We start from the raw sequence: 19,470 nt of genomic DNA on the forward strand, positions 1-19,470 counted from the left end.
AGACGTATTTATTAATTTCAATCTGCGCACCAATAGCTGCGAGATGATAAAAGATACAAGAAATCAAGTCACGTAGAAAAGCTAGATGAAATCAAGTAAAACTTTTAGATTTTCTCCAATGAATTGGAGTTACGCTCATCATAACACTCTTTTTTGGCTTGGGTCATCTTGATATAAGATTCATTTACAGAAAAAGGGCAAAGAACAAGTTTGTTTGTAAACTGTCCAGCGCCCTTGTTGTCTGTTAAAGCTATATTAAACTAACTCGATAATAACCATTGGTGCACCGTCACCGCGGCGTGGTCCAAGTTTCATAATACGAGTGTATCCACCTTGACGCTCTTGATAACGTGGAGCGATATCAGCGAAAAGTTTTTGTATTGCACTTGTATTATTTTCAGCATCAGCAACTTCGTTACGAACATATGAAGCAGCTTGACGACGAGCGTGTAAATCACCACGTTTACCTAAAGTGATCATTTTTTCAACAGTCACACGAATTTCTTTCGCACGAGTTTCTGTTGTTTCAATGCGCTCATTGATAATTAAATCTGTAGTTAAATCACGTAGCATAGCTTTACGCTGTGCACTTGTGCGTCCTAACTTTCTGTATGCCATGAAGGGTTCCCTCCTTTGTTGAAGTCATTAAACGGATTAACGCATGTGTATAACGGTAAAAAAATCAGTCGTCTTTACGCAAGCCTAATCCAAGCTCTTCTAGTTTTGCCTTCACTTCTTCAAGTGATTTACGGCCTAAGTTACGAACTTTCATCATATCTTCTTCAGTCTTATTAGCTAATTCCTGAACAGTGTTGATTCCAGCACGCTTTAAGCAATTGTAAGAACGAACAGAAAGATCTAGTTCTTCAATAGTCATTTCAAGAACTTTTTCTTTTTGGTCTTCTTCTTTTTCAATCATGATTTCAGCATTTTGAGCTTCATCAGTTAAACCAACGAAAATATTCAAATGCTCGGTCAAAATTTTGGATCCAAGAGCGATCGCTTCTTTTGGCCCAGTGCTTCCATCTGTCCAAACATCAAGTGTGAGCTTGTCGAAATTAGACATTTGACCAACACGTGTGTTTTCTACTTGAAATTGTACACGAGAAACTGGTGTGAAAATGGAATCAATTGGAATAACACCTATCGGTTGATCTTCTCTTTTGTTTTGAACAGCCGGTGTATATCCACGTCCACGTCTAGCAGTCAAACGCATGCGAAGATGACCATTTGCAGCTAATGTTGCAATATGAAGTTCTGGATTTAAAACCTCAACATCACTATCATGAGTAATATTGCCAGCTAAAACTGGACCCTCACCTTGTACATCAAACTCAAGCGTCTTCTCTTCATCAGAGTAGATTTTTAAAGCTAATTTTTTAATGTTTAAAATGATGGATGTTACATCCTCCACGACGCCTTCAATTGTTGAGAACTCATGAAGTACCCCATCGATTTGAATCGATGTAACCGCGGCACCTGGGAGTGAAGATAATAGGATACGACGTAAGGAGTTACCCAAAGTGGTACCATATCCACGCTCAAGTGGCTCTACGATGAATTTGCCATACTTAGCATCATCGTTGATCTCAATCGTTTCGATTTTTGGTTTTTCTATTTCGATCATCAAATAACCCTCCTTCAAAACGTCGAAACTCTAAATCAGCATATTTGCTAATTAAAAGTCCCCATGTATAAGTTCCCGTTTTGTGCACAACAACTGGAATAAATCTTCTGTAAGAGTGCAAAAAATTAGTATCATATCCCATTATAGACGCATGATACAAAATCTATACAGAAAAATTAAACACGACGACGTTTTGGTGGACGGCATCCATTATGAGGAACAGGTGTAACGTCTTTAATTGCAGTTACTTCTAGACCAGCAGCTTGAAGAGCACGGATTGCAGCTTCACGTCCTGCACCAGGTCCTTTAACAGTAACTTCTAAAGTTTTCATACCATGTTCAATGGAAGTCTTAGCTGCTGTTTCAGCCGCCATTTGTGCAGCAAATGGTGTGGATTTACGAGAACCTCTAAATCCAAGCGCACCTGCACTTGACCATGAAATTGCATTACCATGTACATCAGTAATTGTTACAATCGTATTGTTAAATGTTGAACGGATATGAGCGATACCAGCTTCAATATTCTTTTTAACACGACGTTTACGTGTATTCGTTTTACGCGCCATTTAAATTAACCTCCTTTACCGATTACTTCTTCTTGTTCGCTACAGTCTTACGAGGACCTTTGCGTGTACGAGCGTTGTTTTTCGTATTTTGTCCACGAACTGGTAAACCACGACGATGACGTAATCCGCGGTAGCAGCCGATTTCCATTAAACGCTTAATGTTAAGAGAAATTTCACGGCGAAGGTCACCTTCAACTTTTAATTTGTCGATGATGTCACGGATTTTGTTTAATTCGTCTTCTGTTAAATCACGTACACGTGTATCTTCAGAAACACCAGCTTCTGCTAGTACTTTTTGTGCAGTATTTTTACCAATTCCATAAATGTAAGTTAAAGAGATAACTACACGTTTTTCACGTGGAATATCTACACCAGCAATACGTGCCATAGAAAATGCGCACCTCCTTCAAAATTAACCTTGTTTTTGTTTATGTTTAGGGTTTTCACAGATAACCATAACTTTTCCGCGTCTACGGATAACTTTACACTTTTCGCAGATCGGTTTAACAGATGGTCTTACTTTCATTATTATCCTAACCTCCTTAGTAGTACGGAGTGCAAGCATTATTTAAAGCGGTAAGTAATTCTTCCGCGTGTTAAGTCATATGGAGAAAGCTCAACAGTCACTTTGTCACCCGGAAGGATCCGAATGAAATGCATTCGTATTTTACCAGAAACATGCGCTAGCACGGTATGACCGTTTTCTAATTCTACCTTAAACATTGCATTTGGCAATGTTTCAATGACTTTACCTTCAATTTCAATTACATCATCTTTGGCCATCGATCTCGTTTCCCTTCTCTTTTCAGGATTGCGTTTATTCAAACTAGGTAGAGCAAGCAAAGCTATTCGCTCGTATGTCGTCATGCAACCTTTCAATTCTAACATATTGAGCAGCATTCTGTCCTCAGTAAATATTACAAATTACCTAAAAACGGACCAGAATCGACAACAACTATTGAAATCCGCACAAATTTATAATTTGGTTAAGATTTCAAATCCTGCATCAGTGATCGCAACCGTATGCTCGAAATGCGCACAACGCCTGCCGTCAACAGTTACAACTGTCCAATTGTCAGTCAATGTTCTCACATATCGGCTTCCGGCATTTACCATCGGTTCAATAGCAAGTACCATTCCAGGCATAAGACGCGGACCATTGTTTGGTGGACCAAAATGTGGAATAGGAGGTTCCTCATGTAAGTCTTTCCCTACTCCGTGTCCTACATACTCGCGTACAATAGAAAAGCCATTTGCTTCCACATACGTTTGAATCGCATGGGAGATGTTCGAGAGTCGCTCGCCCGGTTTTGCTTCGTTTATGCCTAGATAAAGAGATTCCTCTGTTACCTTCAGCAAATGCTGGGAATTATCATCAATCTCTCCTACAGCATAGGTCCAAGCTGAATCACCATGATAACCTTCATACTTAGCACCGATATCAATGCTAATAATGTCTCCTTCATTGAGAACACGATTACCAGGAATTCCATGAACAAGTTCTTCGTTCACACTTGTACAAATGCTGCCGCGAAAACCATTATACCCTTTAAACGAAGGAAATGCATCTTGTGAGAGAATAAATTCTTCAGCAATCATGTCTAATTCCTTTGTGGTAATCCCAGGAGCTACATGTTTTTGTAACTCTTGGTGGGTAAGGGCCACAATCCGCCCGGCCGCGCGCATGATTTCAATTTCCCTAGGGGTTTTGCAAAAGATCATTATAAGCCCCCAAGTAATTGCTCGATATCAGCGAATACCTTGTTAATATCCTGCTGACCATCAATCGTGCGAAGATAACCTTTTGTTTCATAAAAAGTTAATAATGGTTCTTGTTGTTTGATATTCACGTCTAAACGATTTTGAACAGTTTCTTCATTATCATCCGCTCTTTGGTATAACTCACCGCCGCAACGATCGCATACGCCCTCTTGTTTTGGAGGATTAAAAACTAAATGATACGTAGAACCACATTCTTTACAAATACGACGCCCTGTCAAACGTTCCATTAATAAATCCTTATCGACATTAATATTAATTACATAGTTAATTTTTTTATTTAAATCAACTAAAAGATTTTCCAACGCCTCTGCTTGAGGTACAGTTCTAGGAAAGCCATCTAAAAGGAATCCCTTTTGACAATCTTCCTTGCTTAATCGTTCACGAACAATACCGATTGTTACTTCATCAGGAACAAGTTCGCCTTTATCCATGAATGATTTCGCTTGTAAACCTAGTTCTGTTCCTTCTTTCATCGCTGCACGGAACATATCTCCAGTAGAGATATGAGGGATGCCGTAATTTTCGACGATTCTTTCAGCTTGAGTACCTTTTCCGGCACCCGGAAGCCCCATTAATACTAAATTCACACGTGTTCCCCCCTCGTGCTATAAATTGGTTTTAGGGAGCAGTGGCCCCCAAAACCTTTACTTTATAAACCCTTTATAGTGACGTTTAACTAATTGTGCTTCAAGTTGTTTCATCGTATCTAATGCTACACCGACAACGATTAGCAAACTTGTTCCACCGATTTGAGCCGATTGCGGCAGATTGGCTAAATTAATAAATAACATAGGCAATACAGCAATCAAAGCTAGGAAGAGTGCACCAACAAAAGTTAAACGATATAAGACGCGTGTTAAGTATTCTTGCGTGCTCTTTCCTGGACGGATCCCTGGAATATAGCCGCTTTGCTTTTGCAAGTTTTCCGCTGCTTGTTCAGGGTTAACTTGGATAAATGCATAGAAATAAGTAAACGCGATAATTAACGCAGCATATAACGTCATCCCGATTGGATGAGAATAATCAAATACTTTTGTAATCCAAAGTGTTACATCATTAGTTGGAAAAAATGATGCAACCGTTCTTGGTGTTACAATGAATGAAACCGCAAAGATTACAGGAATTACACCCGCAGCATTAACTTTTAATGGCATGTGAGTGGATTGTCCTCCGACAGGATTACGTCCAGCAACCACACGTTTAGCATATTGAATAGGTATCTTACGATTTGCTTGTTGGATAAAAATAACTCCTACTACAATAGCCACAACAGCAAGTGCTATTAACACTACAGTAACAATACGTAAGAATAATGCCTCTCCTGCATTCTCAAATTGCTGTACATAAATTTGATTAATAGTTGATGGCATTCCAGCAACGATACCGGCAAAGATGATAATGGAAATTCCATTACCAACACCTTTTTCAGTAATTTGCTCCCCTAACCACATTAAAAATGCTGTACCTGCAGTTAAAACAACTGCAATAAGCAGATACGTAGCAATTCCAGGATTTTCAATCAGTTGACCGCTGGCTAAATTATTAAAACCGTAGGACATACCTAATGCTTGGATAAAACCAAGCACAATTGTGAAATATCGAGTGATTTGAGCAATCTTACGACGACCTGATTCACCCTGCTTAGACCATTCCGTAAACTTAGGTACAACGTCCATTTGCAGGAGCTGTATTATGATCGAAGCAGTGATATATGGCATGATTCCCATTGCAAAGATGGAGAATTGTTTTAATGCTCCACCGCCAAAAGTATTTAAAATTCCGAAAACACTAAGCTTATCTTGATTTGCAAGTACATCTGCATTTACATTGGGCACTGGGATAAATGTACCTAATCGAAATACGACTAACATTAAAAGGGTGAATATGATCTTCCGTCTTATCTCACCCACGCGCATAAAATTGGAGATTGTCTGGAACATTAGATCACCTCAGTGTTTCCACCAGCAGCTTCGATCGCTTCCTTAGCAGCAGAGGAGAATTTGTGAGCTTTGACAGTCAACTTTTTCTCTACGTTCCCTTTTGCAAGAATTTTGATTCCTGCTTTTTCGTTGCTAACTACACCTGATTCGATAAGAAGTTCTGGAGTAACTTCTGTACCTTCAGCAAAGCGGTTTAAAGCATCAAGATTTACAACTGCATATTCCTTACGGCTGAAGTTTGTAAATCCGCGTTTTGGTAAACGACGATATAAAGGTGTTTGACCACCTTCAAAACCTAGACGTACACCGCCACCCGAACGAGCGTTTTGACCTTTATGACCTTTACCGGCAGTTTTTCCTTGACCAGAACCGATACCGCGTCCTAGACGCTTACGATCTTTACGGGAACCCTCAGCAGGTTTTAGTTCATGAAGTTTCATATTGGCACCTCCTTATGAAAGAAAACAATCAATTATTGTTCTTTAACTGTTACAAGGTGAGCAACTTTGGTAATCATACCGCGAATAGCAGCATTATCTTGATGCTCAACTGTTTGATTCAATTTACGTAATCCTAAAGCTTTAACTGTTTCACGTTGATCGCCAGGACGGCCAATTACGCTGCGAGTGAGGGTAACTAATAGTTTATTCGCCATTTTATTTCCCCCCGTATCCTAACAGTTCTTCTACTGATTTTCCACGTAGTTTAGCTACGTCTTCAGCACGTTTTAATTGTTTTAAACCATCAATTGTTGCACGAACCATGTTAATAGGAGTATTTGTTCCTAATGACTTAGAAAGGATATCAGCTACTCCGCCTAATTCAAGAACCGCACGAACTGGTCCACCAGCGATAACTCCTGTACCTTCTGAAGCAGGTTTTAGAAGAATTTCACCAGCACCAAAACGTCCGATTACTTGGTGAGGAATGGTTGTTCCAACCATAGCTACTTCTATTAAGTTTTTCTTTGCATCTTCGATGGCTTTACGAATAGCATCAGGTACTTCTTGAGCTTTACCAGTACCGAAACCAACGTGACCGTTTTTATCGCCTACAACAACAAGGGCTGTGAAGCGGAAACGACGTCCACCTTTAACAACTTTCGCAACACGGTTAACCGTGACTACGCGTTCTTCTAGTTCAAGTTTGTTTGGATCAATACGACGCATCTTTTTGTGTCCCTCCTTTGTCTTTTAGAATTGTAAGCCGTTTTCACGGGCAGCATCAGCTAATACTTGAATACGTCCATGGTATAGGTATCCGCCACGATCAAAGACAATAGAAGTGATACCTTTTTCTACCGCACGTTTAGCTACTAATTCTCCGACCATTTTAGCAGCTTCAACATTATTAGTTGATTCTAAAGTAAAGTCTTTATCTAAAGTAGAAGCACTTGCTAAAGTTACTCCATTAATGTCATCAATTATTTGAGCATAAATATGTTTGTTTGAACGAAACACATTTAGACGTGGACGAGCTGAAGTTCCGCTAAGTTTCGCACGAACACGAGCATGTCTTTTCTTGCGAGTAGCGTTTTTATCAAGCTTCGTAATCATTTACGTCACTCCTTTCGTTTACCTATGAGGCATTACTTACCAGTTTTACCTTCTTTGCGACGAACAAATTCACCTTCGTAACGGATTCCTTTACCTTTATAAGGCTCAGGAGGACGAACTCCGCGAATATTCGCTGCTAAAGCACCAACACGTTCTTTGTCAGTACCCTTGATAACGATTTTAGTATTTGCAGGTACCTCGATTTCAAGGCCCGCTTCAGGTTCGATCTCAACTGGATGAGAGTATCCAACGTTTAATACAAGTTTGTTACCTTGCTTTTGAGCACGATAACCAACCCCGATTAACTCTAAGCCTCTAGTGAAGCCAGTGGATACACCTTCAATCATGTTCGCAAGCACGGCACGAGTAGTTCCGTGTAATGCGCGGTGTTCTTTTACATCAGAAGGACGAGTGATTGTTACAAGATTCTCTTCCACGTTGATAGTAATATCAGGATGGAAAGTACGAGTAAGTTCACCTTTAGGTCCTTTAACTGTAGCAGTACTATTATTTAAAGTAACTGTAACTCCTGCTGGAATAACAATTGGTTTTTTTCCTACGCGAGACATTTAGTGCACCTCCATTCATTCAAAAGCTCAATTACCAAACGTAAGCTAATACTTCTCCGCCGACTTGTTTTGCACGAGCTTCTTTATCTGTAATAACACCTTGTGATGTTGATACTAATGCGATACCAAGACCGTTAAGAACGCGTGGTACCTCAGTTGATTTTGCGTAAACTCTAAGTCCAGGCTTGCTTATGCGCTTAAGACCAGTAATAACACGTTCATTACTAGCACCGTATTTTAGGAAGATACGGATGATACCTTGTTTGTTGTCTTCGATAAATTCGACGTCACGTACGAAACCTTCGCGCTTTAAAATTTCAGCAATTTCTTTTTTCGTATTAGAAGCAGGCACTTCTAACTTTTCGTGACGCACCATATTCGCATTACGAATGCGAGTAAGCATATCAGCAATTGGATCTGTCATGACCATTATTTTTACCTCCTTCCCAGACTTGGGTTTTACCAGCTAGCTTTTTTAACACCAGGAATTTGTCCTTTGTACGCTAATTCGCGGAAACAAATACGACAAAGCTTAAATTTACGGTATACAGAGTGTGGACGGCCACAACGTTCGCAGCGTGTATACTCTTGTACTGCATATTTAGGCGTGCGCTTTTGTTTCGCAATCATTGACTTTTTAGCCACGTTTTCGCCTCCATTATTTAACGATTACTTTTGGAATGGCATTCCAAATTGAGTTAAAAGTTCACGAGATTCTTCATCAGTTTTAGCAGTCGTTACGATAACGATATCCATACCACGAACCTTGCTTACTTTATCGTAATCAATTTCAGGGAAAATTAATTGTTCTTTAATTCCCAATGTATAGTTACCGCGACCGTCGAATGCTTTTTTAGAAATACCACGGAAGTCACGTACACGAGGTAAAGAAACAGAAACTAATTTATCCAAGAATTCGTACATGCGCTCACCGCGAAGTGTAACTTTTGCACCGATTGGCATACCTTCACGAAGGCGGAAGCCAGCGATAGATTTTTTCGCACGTGTCACGACTGGTTTTTGACCTGTGATCGTTGAAAGTTCTTCAACTGCATTATCAAGTGCCTTTGCATTTGCAACTGCGTCACCAACGCCCATATTCACGACGATTTTATCAAGTTTAGGAACTTCCATAACTGATTTATAGTTGAACTTGCTCATAAGAGCAGGAGTAACTTCTTTAACAAATTTTTCTTTTAGGCGGTTCACTTATTGTACCTCCCTTCTTAATTTTAAACTATTTATCTAAAATTTCACCGGATTTTGCTACGCGTACTTTTTTGCCATCTACCGTTGTGGAACCTACACGAGTCGGAATATCTGTTTTAGGATCGATAGGCATTACGTTCGATACATGAATTGGAGCCTCAAAGCTGATGATACCGCCTTGTGGATTCACTTGAGAAGGTTTAGAGTGTTTTTTTGCAATGTTCACTCCTTCTACTAGTACACGGCTTTCTTTAGGATAAGCAGCAAGGATTACTCCTGTTTTGCCTTTATCCTTTCCAGAGATGACTCTTACGTTGTCACCTTTTTTCACATGCATCATTAAGCACCTCCTTAAAGGCATTTGAATTTAAATTATAGTACTTCTGGAGCTAGAGAAACGATCTTCATAAAGTTGTTTTCGCGAAGTTCACGGGCAACTGGTCCGAAGATACGAGTTCCGCGTGGGCTCTTATCATCTTTGATAATTACACATGCGTTTTCATCAAAACGAATGTATGAACCGTCAGGTCGACGAGCACCGCTCTTTGTACGAACAATAACTGCTTTAACAACGTCACCTTTTTTAACAACGCCACCTGGTGTAGCTTGTTTTACTGTACAGACGATAACATCACCAATACCAGCAAACTTGCGACCTGAACCACCAAGAACTTTAATCGTAAGTACCTCACGAGCACCAGAGTTGTCAGCAACTTTTAAACGTGATTCTTGTTGAATCATGTGTGTAACCTCCCTTCGGAATGAAGCTTAATCCGAACAATTAAATAATAACTGCTTTTTCTACAACTTCAACTAAACGGAAACGCTTAGTAGCTGAAAGCGGACGAGTTTCCATGATACGTACTACATCGCCGATTTTTGCTTCATTTTGCTCATCATGAGCTTTATACTTTTTAGAGTACTTAACGCGTTTACCATATAAAGGATGCTTTTTTTGTGTTTCAACAAGAACCGTTACAGTTTTATCCATCTTGTCAGAAACAACGCGTCCTGTGTAAACTTTACGTTGGTTACGTTCACTCATTGTGTGAACCTCCCTTCAATAATCACTTGTTAACGCTGATTTCTCTTTCACGAACAACTGTTTTCATACGAGCGATCGCTTTGCGTACTTCACGAATGCGAGCTGTGTTTTCAAGTTGTCCTGTCGCCAATTGAAAGCGAAGGTTGAAAAGTTCTTCTTTTAAAGATTTTACTTTTTGTTCAATTTCAGCAGTGGTTAGGTCACGAAGTTCATTAGCTTTCATTTGATTCACCACCAATTTCTTCTCGTTTTACAAACTTACATTTAATAGGAAGTTTGTGCATTGCAAGTCGAAGTGCTTCACGAGCGATTTCTTCAGAAACTCCAGCAATCTCGAACATGATTTTTCCAGGCTTAACAACAGCTACCCAGCCTTCAGGTGCTCCTTTACCGGAACCCATCCGTACTTCAAGCGGTTTAGCAGTGTAAGGCTTGTGAGGAAAGATTTTAATCCAAACTTTACCGCCACGTTTCATGTAACGTGTCATCGCAATACGTGCTGCTTCAATTTGGCGATTCGTAATCCAAGAAGCTTCTAGAGCTTGTAGGCCGAATTCACCGAATGTCACTTCTGTACCACCTTTTGCGTTACCACGCATGTTACCACGGTGTTGACGGCGATATTTTACGCGTTTTGGCAATAACATATTATTTGCCTCCTTCCGCAGGTTTCTTCTTAGTAGGAAGGACTTCTCCCTTATAGATCCATACTTTTACGCCTAGCTTACCATAAGTAGTATCGGCTTCAGCAGTAGCATAGTCGATATCAGCGCGAAGTGTATGAAGTGGAACAGTTCCTTCGCTGTAATGTTCAGCGCGAGCGATATCTGCACCGCCAAGACGACCAGACACTTGTGTTTTGATACCTTTTGAACCAGCGCGCATAGCACGTTGAATTGCTTGCTTTTGAGCACGACGGAAAGATACACGATTTTCTAATTGGCGAGCAATATTTTCAGCAACAAGTTTCGCATCAAGATCAGCTCTCTTAATTTCAAGAATATTGATGTGAACGCGTTTGCCAGTTAATTGATTTAATGCTTTACGAAGTGCTTCAACTTCAGTACCGCCTTTACCAATAACCATACCAGGCTTTGCTGTATGCACTGTTACGTTTACACGGTTTGCAGCACGTTCGATTTCTACTTTAGAAACAGAAGCATCTTTTAAACGTTTCGTGATGTATTCACGAATTTTAAGGTCTTCGTGTAAAAGAGTAGCGAAGTCTTTGCCTGCGTACCATTTAGATTCCCAATCACGAATGATTCCAATACGCAAACCGACAGGATTTACTTTTTGACCCACAGCTTATCCCTCCTTCTTTTCTGATAATACGATTGTGATGTGGCTAGTGCGCTTTAAAATCTGGCTTGCACGGCCCATTGCGCGAGGACGAAAACGTTTCAACGTTGGTCCTTCGTCAACAAATGCTTGAGCAACAACTAGGTTGTTAACGTCCATTTCATAGTTGTGTTCAGCATTTGCCATAGCTGATTTTAATACTTTTTCCACGATTGGAGAAGCAGCCTTAGGAGTGAGATTTAAAATCGCCACAGCTTCACCAATTTGCTTACCTCGAATTAAATCTACGACTAAACGTGCTTTACGAGGAGCAATACGAACTGTTCTTGCAACAGCTTTAGCTTGCATTTGGATGCCCTCCTCTCTTAACGTCTTGTTTTCTTGTCATCATTACCATGGCCCTTGTAAGCACGAGTTGGAGCAAATTCTCCAAGCTTGTGTCCTACCATGTCTTCAGTAACATATACAGGCACGTGTTTGCGACCATCATATACAGCGATAGTGTGGCCAATAAATTGTGGGAAGATTGTAGAACGACGTGACCAAGTTTTAATAACTTGTTTGCTTTCAGTCTCGTTCAACTTTTCAACCTTAACCATTAAATGATCATCAACAAATGGTCCTTTTTTTAAGCTGCGACCCATGAAGGAACCTCCCTTCGTGACTGTTCTACGGTTCTTTCTTTGAACCGTAGGAGAATCACGTTATTTTTTACGACGACGAACGATAAATTTATCTGATTTATTTTTCTTTGTACGAGTTTTGTATCCAAGAGTTGGTTTACCCCATGGAGACATTGGTGATTTACGTCCGATTGGTGAACGTCCTTCACCACCACCGTGTGGGTGATCGTTAGGGTTCATAACAGATCCACGTACAGTTGGGCGCTTGCCTAACCAACGATTACGTCCTGCTTTACCAATGTTAATAAGTTCATGTTGTTCGTTACCTACTTGACCGATTGTTGCACGGCATTCAGCAAGAATCATACGAACTTCACCAGAATTCAAACGTACTAATACGTATTTTCCTTCTTTACCAAGTACTTGAGCGCTTGTTCCAGCAGAACGAACTAACTGGCCGCCTTTACCTGGTTTTAACTCGATGTTGTGTACTACTGTACCAACAGGAATGTTTGTTAGTGGAAGTGCGTTACCCACTTTAATATCAGCCTCAGGGCCAGACATTACTTCCAATCCAACTACTAGGTTTTTAGGAGCTAAGATATAACGCTTTTCTCCATCCACGTAGTTGATTAACGCGATATTTGCAGAACGGTTTGGATCGTATTCGATCGTAGCAACGCGTCCAGGAATGCCATCTTTGTTACGTTTAAAGTCAATTAAACGATATTGACGTTTGTGACCGCCACCTTGATGACGAACAGTTAACTTACCTTGGTTATTACGGCCGCCTTTTCTCTTTATTGGTGCTAAAAGAGATTTTTCTGGAGTGCTAGTTGTGATTTCTGCGAAATCAGAAGTAGTCATTCCGCGACGACCATTGGAGGTAGGTTTGTACTTTTTAATCGCCATTTTATTTCCCTCCTCTTCTTGATAGGTTCTTATGCTTCAAAGAATTCGATTTCTTTGCTATCAGTAGTTAATTTTACAATTGCTTTACGACGTTTATTTGTGTAACCACCGAATTTTCCCATACGCTTAAATTTACCTTTGTAGTTCATGATGTTTACTTTCTCAACATCAACGCTAAAGATTTCTTCAATCGCATCTTTAACTTGAGTTTTGTTAGCTCTAACATCAACTTCAAAAGTATATTTTTTCTCAGCCATTAGGTCAGTAGTACGTTCAGTGATAACGGGGCGCTTAATGATATCGCGTGCATCCATTATGCAAGCACCTCCTCTACTTTTTCAACCGCTGCTTTAGTCATGATCAATTTCTCATGATTAACAACATCTAATACGTTAATTCCATCTGCTGTTACTACTGTGATACCAGGAATGTTACGAGCAGAAAGTGCTACATTTTCATCAAGGTCAGCTGTAACGATTAATGCTTTCTTCTCAACAGAAAGACCGTTTAATACTGTTTTGAAATCTTTTGTTTTCGGAGTATCGATAGCTAAAATATCTAACACTAAAATGTTTTCTTCTAAAACTTTAGAAGAAAGCGCAGATTTGATTGCTAAACGACGTACTTTTTTCGGTAATTTATAGCTGTAGCTGCGTGGTGTTGGACCGAATACAGTACCACCTCCGCGCCATTGTGGAGAACGGATTGACCCTTGACGAGCGCGTCCAGTTCCTTTTTGACGCCATGGCTTACGACCACCGCCGCGTACTTCAGAACGAATTTTAGTTTTATGAGTTCCTTGACGTAATGAAGCTCTTTGCATAACAATTGCTTCAAATAATACGTGCTGGTTAGGCTCAATACCAAATACAGAATCATTAAGTTCAATATCACCAACTTGTGATCCAGTTTGGTTTAATAATGCTACTTTAGGCATTCCTTTGTTCCTCCTTTCTTAAAAAGTGACTATGCTTTAATCGCACCTTTAATTTTTAATAAAGCTTTTTTAGCGCCAGGTACATTACCTTTGATTAAAAGTAGGTTACGCTCTGTATCAACCTTAACGATTTCAAGGTTTTGTACAGTGATTTGTTCTCCACCCATACGACCTGGTAATAATTTACCTTTGAATACGCGGTTTGGAGCAACTGGTCCCATTGAACCTGGACGACGATGGTAACGTGAACCGTGGGCCATTGGGCCTCGTGATTGTCCGTGGCGCTTAATTACACCTTGGAAACCTTTACCCTTTGAGATCCCTGTTACATCTACGATATCGCCAGCAGCGAAAATATCAACCTTGACTTCTTGACCAACTTCATAGCTTGCTAAGTCATCTCCGCGGAATTCGCGAACGAAGCGCTTAGGAGCAGTGTTTGCTTTAGCAACATGCCCTTTTTCTGGTTTGTTAGCTAACTTTTCACGTTTGTCTTCAAAACCAACTTGAACTGAAACATATCCGTCGCTGTCAACTGATTTCTTTTGAAGAACTACGTTTGGAGCTACCTCAACTACAGTTACAGGAATTAAGTTACCGTTACTAGCAAATACTTGAGTCATACCAATCTTTCTTCCTAAGATTCCTTTGGTCATTTAAGTCACACCTCCTAGATTATTTATCATTTATTTTGATTAAAGTTTAATTTCGATATCAACACCAGATGGTAAATCTAAACGCATTAACGCATCAACTGTTTGTGGAGTTGGGTTAACGATGTCGATTAGACGCTTATGTGTCCGTTGTTCGAATTGTTCACGTGAATCTTTGTACTTATGAACCGCACGCAGAATCGTGTAAATAGTTTTTTCAGTCGGTAGCGGAATTGGACCAGATACAGCCGCACCAGAACGTTTTGCTGTTTCAACGATTTTTTCTGCAGATTGATCAAGGATTCTGTGATCATACGCTTTTAAACGGATACGAATTTTTTGTTTTGCCATTATTTTCCCTCCTTTATTCGCCTATTTTCTAAATAGACATTCTCAGTGAAAATTTCCCTCACACACTCGCCATGGCAAAGCGGCCGGGTGTGTCAGCAACCTTCCACATCATCGCAGTCAAAGACCAACATTGTCTATTATACATAAAACACAAAGCAAACGCAACACTTATTCCGATTTTTTTCTTTATGTTTCTGTTTCGAACACTTTTCCTATTATAGCGGGTGATATACACTTTATCAACTATTATTATCAATCTCCAGAAATATCCTAATATAAAGGTTGAGGTACGAATATTATGAATATATATATAGAAGAAACTCGATCTAAAACCTTTTTAAAACAATGTCTTTAACACAGCCAAAACAACAAAAAAGCAGAAGGATCGTCATCCATCTGCTTTTTATATGTTTAATAATTATCCACTCAGCACTAAAGGAGCTGCAGTTTCTAATTACTCAGTGATTGTAGTGATTGAACCTGAACCTACTGTACGTCCACCTTCACGAATAGAGAACTTAGTTCCTTCTTCGATTGCGATTGGAGCGATTAGTTCAACGATCATTTCGATATGGTCGCCAGGCATAACCATTTCAGTGCCTTCTGGAAGCATACAAATACCAGTAATATCAGAAGTACGGAAATAGAATTGTGGACGGTAGTTTGAGAAGAATGGAGTATGACGTCCGCCTTCTTCTTTTGATAATACGTAAACTTGTGCTTTGAACTTTGTGTGTGGTGTGATTGACTTTGGTTTAGCCAATACTTGACCACGTTCGATATCTTCACGTGCTACACCACGAAGAAGGGCACCGATGTTGTCACCAGCTTCAGCGAAATCAAGAAGTTTACGGAACATTTCTACACCTGTTACAGTAGTAGATTTTGGCTCTTCAGTGAAACCTACGATTTCAACTACGTCACCAACTTTAACTACACCACGCTCAACACGCCCTGTAGCAACAGTTCCACGACCAGTGATTGAGAATACATCCTCAATTGGCATCATGAATGGCTTGTCAGTGTCACGAGTTGGTGTTGGAATCCACTCATCAACAGCAGTCATAAGTTCATTGATTTTTTCTTCCCATGCAGCATCGCCTTCTAATGCTTTAAGAGCAGAACCTTTGATAACTGGAGTGTCATCGCCTGGGAAGTCGTATTCTGTTAATAGATCACGAATTTCCATTTCTACTAATTCAAGAAGCTCTTCATCGTCAACCATGTCACACTTGTTCATGAATACAACAAGGTATGGTACACCTACTTGACGAGAAAGAAGGATGTGCTCACGAGTTTGTGGCATTGGGCCATCAGTTGCAGAAACAACTAGGATACCGCCGTCCATTTGCGCAGCACCAGTGATCATGTTTTTAACATAGTCAGCGTGTCCTGGGCAATCTACGTGTGCATAGTGACGAAGATCTGTTTCATATTCTACGTGTGCAGTAGAGATTGTGATACCACGTTCTTTTTCTTCTGGTGCACCGTCGATTTGATCGTATGCACGAGCTTCTGCTTTACCAGATTTAGCAAGAACAGAAGTGATTGCAGCTGTTAAAGTTGTTTTACCATGGTCAACGTGTCCGATTGTACCAATGTTAACGTGTGGCTTTGAACGGTCGAATTTAGCTTTACCCATTAGGAAATCCTCCTCTAAATTATAAAAATTTAAGTTTATTTTTTTTATGTAAGCCGTGAATATGGTTGTCCCTTACTCACGGCTTCCAATTGTAGTTATACTTTATCAAAAGATGAAAATCAATTATTCACCTTTATTTTTTTTGATGATTTCTTCCGAAATTGACTTTGGTACTTCTTCATAGTGATCAAAGTGCATAGAGAATACTCCACGACCTTGTGTGCTTGAACGAAGTGCTGTTGCATAACCAAACATTTCAGAAAGTGGAACCATTGAACGAACTACTTGAGCGTTACCGCGAGCATCCATACCTTCAACGCGACCGCGACGGGCAGTAAGTTGTCCCATAATATCGCCTAAATATTCTTCCGGAATAATAACTTCAACCCTCATAACAGGTTCTAGAATTACCGGACTACATTTAGAAGCTGCGTTTTTAAGAGCCATGGAAGCAGCAATCTTAAATGCCATTTCTGATGAGTCAACATCATGGTAAGATCCATCAAAAAGTCTTGCTTTAATATCAACTAATGGATACCCAGCAAGTACACCTCGATCAAGTGAATCTTCAAGTCCAGCTTGAACAGCAGGGATGTATTCACGAGGAACAACACCACCAACAATACCGTTTACAAATTCGAAGCCTTTACCTTCATCATTTGGTGAGAATTCGATCCAAACGTGACCGAATTGTCCGCGACCACCAGATTGACGTGCGAACTTACCTTCAACTGATGCAGATGAACGGAAAGTTTCACGGTATGCAACCTGTGGAGCACCTACGTTAGCTTCAACCTTAAATTCACGACGCATACGATCAACGATGATATCTAGGTGCAACTCACCCATACCAGCGATGATAGTTTGACCAGTTTCCTGATCTGTATGAGCACGGAATGATGGGTCTTCTTCTTGAAGTTTTTGCAGAGCATTGGACATTTTATCCTGATCTGCTTTTGATTTTGGTTCAACTGAAAGTTGAATTACTGGTTCAGGGAATACCATTGACTCAAGGATAACAAGGTTTTTGTCATCACAAAGAGTATCACCAGTAGTTGTATCTTTCAGTCCTACAGCTGCAGCAATATCACCGGCATAAACCTTAGAGATTTCTTTACGGCTATTTGCGTGCATTTGCAGGATACGTGCAACACGCTCACGCTTACCTTTTGTAGAGTTTTGAACATATGTTCCAGCCTCTAAAGTACCAGAGTATACGCGGAAGAATGTTAATTTTCCTACATAAGGATCTGTCATTACTTTAAATGCAAGCGCAGAGAATGGCTCTTCGTCACTTGAATGACGTTCGATTTCCTCATCTGAATCTGGAAGAGTACCTTTAATAGCTGCTACATCCAATGGTGATGGAAGGTAATCAATAACTGCATCTAACATAAGTTGAACACCTTTGTTTTTAAAAGCTGAACCACAGATTACAGGATAGAATTCAACATTAACGGTACCTTTACGAATACCAGCTTTAAGCTCTTCTTTAGTGATTTCCTCACCATTTAGATACTTATCCATTAAGTTTTCATCAAGTTCTGCAACTGCTTCTATTAACTTTTCGCGATGTTCTTCAGCTAATGCACGGTGTTCTTCAGGAATTTCACGTACCTCAATGTTTTCACCTAAGTCGTCTGCGTAGAATACTGCATTCATTTCCACAAGGTCAATGATTGCTTCAAACTCATCTTCAGCGCCGATAGGTAATTGGACCGGATGTGCATTTGCACCAAGACGTTCATGTAATGTCTTTACAGAATACAGGAAATCTGCTCCGATTTTGTCCATCTTGTTAACAAATACTACACGTGGTACACCATAAGTGGTTGCTTGACGCCAAACTGTTTCAGTTTGTGGTTCAACACCTGACTGCGCATCTAGTACTGCTACCGCACCATCGAGTACACGAAGTGAACGTTCAACTTCGATTGTAAAGTCTACGTGCCCTGGTGTGTCGATGATATTAACGCGGTGACCATGCCATTGTGCAGTTGTAGCCGCGGAAGTGATTGTAATTCCACGCTCTTGTTCTTGCTCCATCCAGTCCATCTGAGATGCACCTTCATGTGTTTCACCAATCTTATGGATACGACCAGTGTAATAAAGAACACGCTCAGTGGTAGTCGTCTTACCAGCATCGATGTGAGCCATGATACCGATATTACGAGTGTTTGCTAAGGAGAACTCTCTTGCCATTGGGTCTTTCTCCTTCCTAGTTTAAAAGTTTTTATATTGAAGGTTAGATTACCAACGATAGTGAGCAAACGCTTTGTTTGCTTCTGCCATTTTGTGTGTATCTTCACGCTTTTTAACAGCTGCACCAGTGTTATTGGCTGCATCCATGATTTCATTAGCTAAACGCTCTTCCATCGTTTTTTCTCCACGGTTACGCGAATAGTTCACCAACCAACGAAGACCTAAAGTTGCACGGCGGTCAGGACGCACCTCAATTGGAACTTGATAGTTAGCACCACCAACACGGCGAGCTTTAACTTCAAGTACAGGCATGATGTTTTTAAGCGCTGCTTCAAAAACTTCCATCGGCTCTTTGCCAGAGCGTTCACGAATCGTATCGAATGCAGAGTAAAGAATTTCTTGTGACTTACCTCTCTTACCGTCAACCATCATTTTGTTGATTAAACGAGTAACTAATTTAGAGTTATAAAGTGGATCTGGTAACACGTCTCTTTTTGCTACAGGACCTTTACGTGGCATTATATTTCCTCCTTTCAAAGAAGCTTCTATTTAAG

General features: G+C 40.2%; 33 protein-coding genes. All 33 read right to left on the reverse strand.

Annotated features, from left to right (window positions below; all coding sequences use genetic code 11):
- Positions 1-255: 255 nt before the first annotated feature.
- The 33 genes from rplQ to rpsG all read right to left on the reverse strand — a co-directional run bounded on the left by rplQ (position 256) and on the right by rpsG (position 19,435).
- The gene (gene rplQ, locus J7E66_RS11380; RefSeq protein WP_168241513.1) at positions 256-618 is read right to left on the reverse strand and encodes a 50S ribosomal protein L17; all 363 of its coding nucleotides are present in this window, start codon (positions 616-618) and stop codon (positions 256-258) included.
- A 64-nt stretch (positions 619-682) separates the two neighbouring features.
- Complete coding sequence (locus tag J7E66_RS11385) at positions 683-1,627, reverse strand: DNA-directed RNA polymerase subunit alpha (protein ID WP_088085002.1); 945 nt, start codon at positions 1,625-1,627, stop codon at positions 683-685.
- 176 nt (positions 1,628-1,803) lie between these two features.
- Positions 1,804-2,193 carry a 30S ribosomal protein S11 gene (gene rpsK / locus J7E66_RS11390; RefSeq protein WP_075689916.1) on the reverse strand — a complete coding sequence of 130 codons (390 nt, stop codon included), beginning with the start codon at positions 2,191-2,193 and terminating at the stop codon, positions 1,804-1,806.
- Positions 2,194-2,215: 22 nt separating this feature from the next.
- Positions 2,216-2,581 carry a 30S ribosomal protein S13 gene (gene rpsM / locus J7E66_RS11395; protein WP_026565543.1) on the reverse strand — a complete coding sequence of 122 codons (366 nt, stop codon included), beginning with the start codon at positions 2,579-2,581 and terminating at the stop codon, positions 2,216-2,218.
- Between the two features lie 24 nt (positions 2,582-2,605).
- Complete coding sequence (gene rpmJ, locus J7E66_RS11400) at positions 2,606-2,719, reverse strand: 50S ribosomal protein L36 (RefSeq protein ID WP_000868344.1); 114 nt, start codon at positions 2,717-2,719, stop codon at positions 2,606-2,608.
- Positions 2,720-2,757: 38 nt separating this feature from the next.
- Complete coding sequence (infA, locus tag J7E66_RS11405) at positions 2,758-2,976, reverse strand: translation initiation factor IF-1 (protein WP_007085268.1); 219 nt, start codon at positions 2,974-2,976, stop codon at positions 2,758-2,760.
- Between the two features lie 192 nt (positions 2,977-3,168).
- Positions 3,169-3,915 (reverse strand): type I methionyl aminopeptidase, encoded by a 747-nt coding sequence (map, locus tag J7E66_RS11410; RefSeq protein WP_215000136.1) that lies wholly within the window; start codon positions 3,913-3,915, stop codon positions 3,169-3,171.
- Positions 3,915-4,562 carry an adenylate kinase gene (locus tag J7E66_RS11415; RefSeq protein WP_215000138.1) on the reverse strand — a complete coding sequence of 216 codons (648 nt, stop codon included), beginning with the start codon at positions 4,560-4,562 and terminating at the stop codon, positions 3,915-3,917. Before J7E66_RS11415 ends, map begins: the two co-directional genes overlap by 1 nt.
- A 57-nt stretch (positions 4,563-4,619) precedes the next feature.
- On the reverse strand, positions 4,620-5,915 hold the full coding sequence (gene secY / locus J7E66_RS11420; RefSeq protein WP_215000140.1) for a preprotein translocase subunit SecY: 1,296 nt from the start codon (positions 5,913-5,915) through the stop codon (positions 4,620-4,622).
- Complete coding sequence (gene rplO / locus J7E66_RS11425) at positions 5,915-6,355, reverse strand: 50S ribosomal protein L15 (protein ID WP_168241509.1); 441 nt, start codon at positions 6,353-6,355, stop codon at positions 5,915-5,917. The genes secY and rplO overlap by 1 nt, the downstream gene beginning before the upstream one ends.
- Before the next feature lie 32 nt (positions 6,356-6,387).
- A complete protein-coding gene (gene rpmD, locus J7E66_RS11430; RefSeq protein ID WP_088084997.1) occupies positions 6,388-6,570 on the reverse strand; it encodes a 50S ribosomal protein L30 in 183 nt (60 codons plus the stop codon).
- A 1-nt stretch (position 6,571) separates the two neighbouring features.
- Positions 6,572-7,084 (reverse strand): 30S ribosomal protein S5, encoded by a 513-nt coding sequence (gene rpsE / locus J7E66_RS11435; protein ID WP_088084996.1) that lies wholly within the window; start codon positions 7,082-7,084, stop codon positions 6,572-6,574.
- 24 nt (positions 7,085-7,108) lie between these two features.
- Positions 7,109-7,471, reverse strand: a complete 363-nt coding sequence (gene rplR, locus J7E66_RS11440) for a 50S ribosomal protein L18 (RefSeq protein ID WP_098262320.1) — start codon at positions 7,469-7,471, stop codon at positions 7,109-7,111.
- Between the two features lie 32 nt (positions 7,472-7,503).
- Positions 7,504-8,040: a 50S ribosomal protein L6 gene (gene rplF, locus J7E66_RS11445; protein WP_215000142.1), complete on the reverse strand. Its 537-nt coding sequence runs from the start codon at positions 8,038-8,040 to the stop codon at positions 7,504-7,506.
- A gap of 31 nt (positions 8,041-8,071) precedes the next feature.
- Entirely contained in the window at positions 8,072-8,470 is a 399-nt protein-coding gene (gene rpsH / locus J7E66_RS11450) for a 30S ribosomal protein S8 (protein ID WP_215000144.1), read from the reverse strand.
- A 29-nt stretch (positions 8,471-8,499) separates the two neighbouring features.
- The gene (locus J7E66_RS11455) at positions 8,500-8,685 is read right to left on the reverse strand and encodes a type Z 30S ribosomal protein S14 (RefSeq protein WP_034676107.1); all 186 of its coding nucleotides are present in this window, start codon (positions 8,683-8,685) and stop codon (positions 8,500-8,502) included.
- Positions 8,686-8,709: 24 nt separating this feature from the next.
- Positions 8,710-9,249, reverse strand: coding sequence for a 50S ribosomal protein L5 (rplE, locus tag J7E66_RS11460; RefSeq protein ID WP_088084992.1), 540 nt, complete (start codon positions 9,247-9,249; stop codon positions 8,710-8,712).
- Positions 9,250-9,277: 28 nt separating this feature from the next.
- Positions 9,278-9,586 (reverse strand): 50S ribosomal protein L24, encoded by a 309-nt coding sequence (gene rplX, locus J7E66_RS11465; RefSeq protein WP_215000184.1) that lies wholly within the window; start codon positions 9,584-9,586, stop codon positions 9,278-9,280.
- A 35-nt stretch (positions 9,587-9,621) separates the two neighbouring features.
- Positions 9,622-9,990 carry a 50S ribosomal protein L14 gene (gene rplN, locus J7E66_RS11470; protein WP_088084991.1) on the reverse strand — a complete coding sequence of 123 codons (369 nt, stop codon included), beginning with the start codon at positions 9,988-9,990 and terminating at the stop codon, positions 9,622-9,624.
- 40 nt (positions 9,991-10,030) lie between these two features.
- Positions 10,031-10,294: a 30S ribosomal protein S17 gene (gene rpsQ / locus J7E66_RS11475; protein WP_088084990.1), complete on the reverse strand. Its 264-nt coding sequence runs from the start codon at positions 10,292-10,294 to the stop codon at positions 10,031-10,033.
- A 22-nt stretch (positions 10,295-10,316) separates the two neighbouring features.
- Complete coding sequence (gene rpmC / locus J7E66_RS11480) at positions 10,317-10,517, reverse strand: 50S ribosomal protein L29 (RefSeq protein ID WP_007085282.1); 201 nt, start codon at positions 10,515-10,517, stop codon at positions 10,317-10,319.
- Positions 10,507-10,941: a 50S ribosomal protein L16 gene (gene rplP / locus J7E66_RS11485; RefSeq protein WP_088084989.1), complete on the reverse strand. Its 435-nt coding sequence runs from the start codon at positions 10,939-10,941 to the stop codon at positions 10,507-10,509. Before rplP ends, rpmC begins: the two co-directional genes overlap by 11 nt.
- A 1-nt stretch (position 10,942) precedes the next feature.
- Positions 10,943-11,599, reverse strand: a complete 657-nt coding sequence (gene rpsC / locus J7E66_RS11490; protein WP_088084988.1) for a 30S ribosomal protein S3 — start codon at positions 11,597-11,599, stop codon at positions 10,943-10,945.
- 3 nt (positions 11,600-11,602) lie between these two features.
- Positions 11,603-11,944, reverse strand: a complete 342-nt coding sequence (gene rplV, locus J7E66_RS11495; RefSeq protein WP_088084987.1) for a 50S ribosomal protein L22 — start codon at positions 11,942-11,944, stop codon at positions 11,603-11,605.
- A 17-nt stretch (positions 11,945-11,961) separates the two neighbouring features.
- Entirely contained in the window at positions 11,962-12,240 is a 279-nt protein-coding gene (gene rpsS, locus J7E66_RS11500) for a 30S ribosomal protein S19 (RefSeq protein WP_026565526.1), read from the reverse strand.
- A 60-nt stretch (positions 12,241-12,300) separates the two neighbouring features.
- Positions 12,301-13,131 (reverse strand): 50S ribosomal protein L2, encoded by an 831-nt coding sequence (rplB, locus tag J7E66_RS11505; RefSeq protein WP_168241505.1) that lies wholly within the window; start codon positions 13,129-13,131, stop codon positions 12,301-12,303.
- 29 nt (positions 13,132-13,160) lie between these two features.
- Positions 13,161-13,448, reverse strand: coding sequence for a 50S ribosomal protein L23 (rplW, locus tag J7E66_RS11510; RefSeq protein WP_174523456.1), 288 nt, complete (start codon positions 13,446-13,448; stop codon positions 13,161-13,163).
- A complete protein-coding gene (rplD, locus tag J7E66_RS11515) occupies positions 13,445-14,068 on the reverse strand; it encodes a 50S ribosomal protein L4 (protein ID WP_168241503.1) in 624 nt (207 codons plus the stop codon). Before rplD ends, rplW begins: the two co-directional genes overlap by 4 nt.
- Before the next feature lie 29 nt (positions 14,069-14,097).
- The gene (gene rplC / locus J7E66_RS11520; protein ID WP_088084984.1) at positions 14,098-14,724 is read right to left on the reverse strand and encodes a 50S ribosomal protein L3; all 627 of its coding nucleotides are present in this window, start codon (positions 14,722-14,724) and stop codon (positions 14,098-14,100) included.
- 39 nt (positions 14,725-14,763) lie between these two features.
- Positions 14,764-15,072 carry a 30S ribosomal protein S10 gene (gene rpsJ / locus J7E66_RS11525; RefSeq protein ID WP_066094693.1) on the reverse strand — a complete coding sequence of 103 codons (309 nt, stop codon included), beginning with the start codon at positions 15,070-15,072 and terminating at the stop codon, positions 14,764-14,766.
- 454 nt (positions 15,073-15,526) lie between these two features.
- Positions 15,527-16,714, reverse strand: a complete 1,188-nt coding sequence (gene tuf / locus J7E66_RS11530) for an elongation factor Tu (protein WP_215000146.1) — start codon at positions 16,712-16,714, stop codon at positions 15,527-15,529.
- Between the two features lie 123 nt (positions 16,715-16,837).
- Positions 16,838-18,916 (reverse strand): elongation factor G, encoded by a 2,079-nt coding sequence (fusA, locus tag J7E66_RS11535; protein ID WP_215000148.1) that lies wholly within the window; start codon positions 18,914-18,916, stop codon positions 16,838-16,840.
- A gap of 48 nt (positions 18,917-18,964) precedes the next feature.
- Complete coding sequence (gene rpsG / locus J7E66_RS11540) at positions 18,965-19,435, reverse strand: 30S ribosomal protein S7 (RefSeq protein WP_088084981.1); 471 nt, start codon at positions 19,433-19,435, stop codon at positions 18,965-18,967.
- Positions 19,436-19,470 lie beyond the last annotated feature (35 nt).

Source organism: Bacillus sp. ISL-7, from assembly GCF_018613065.1.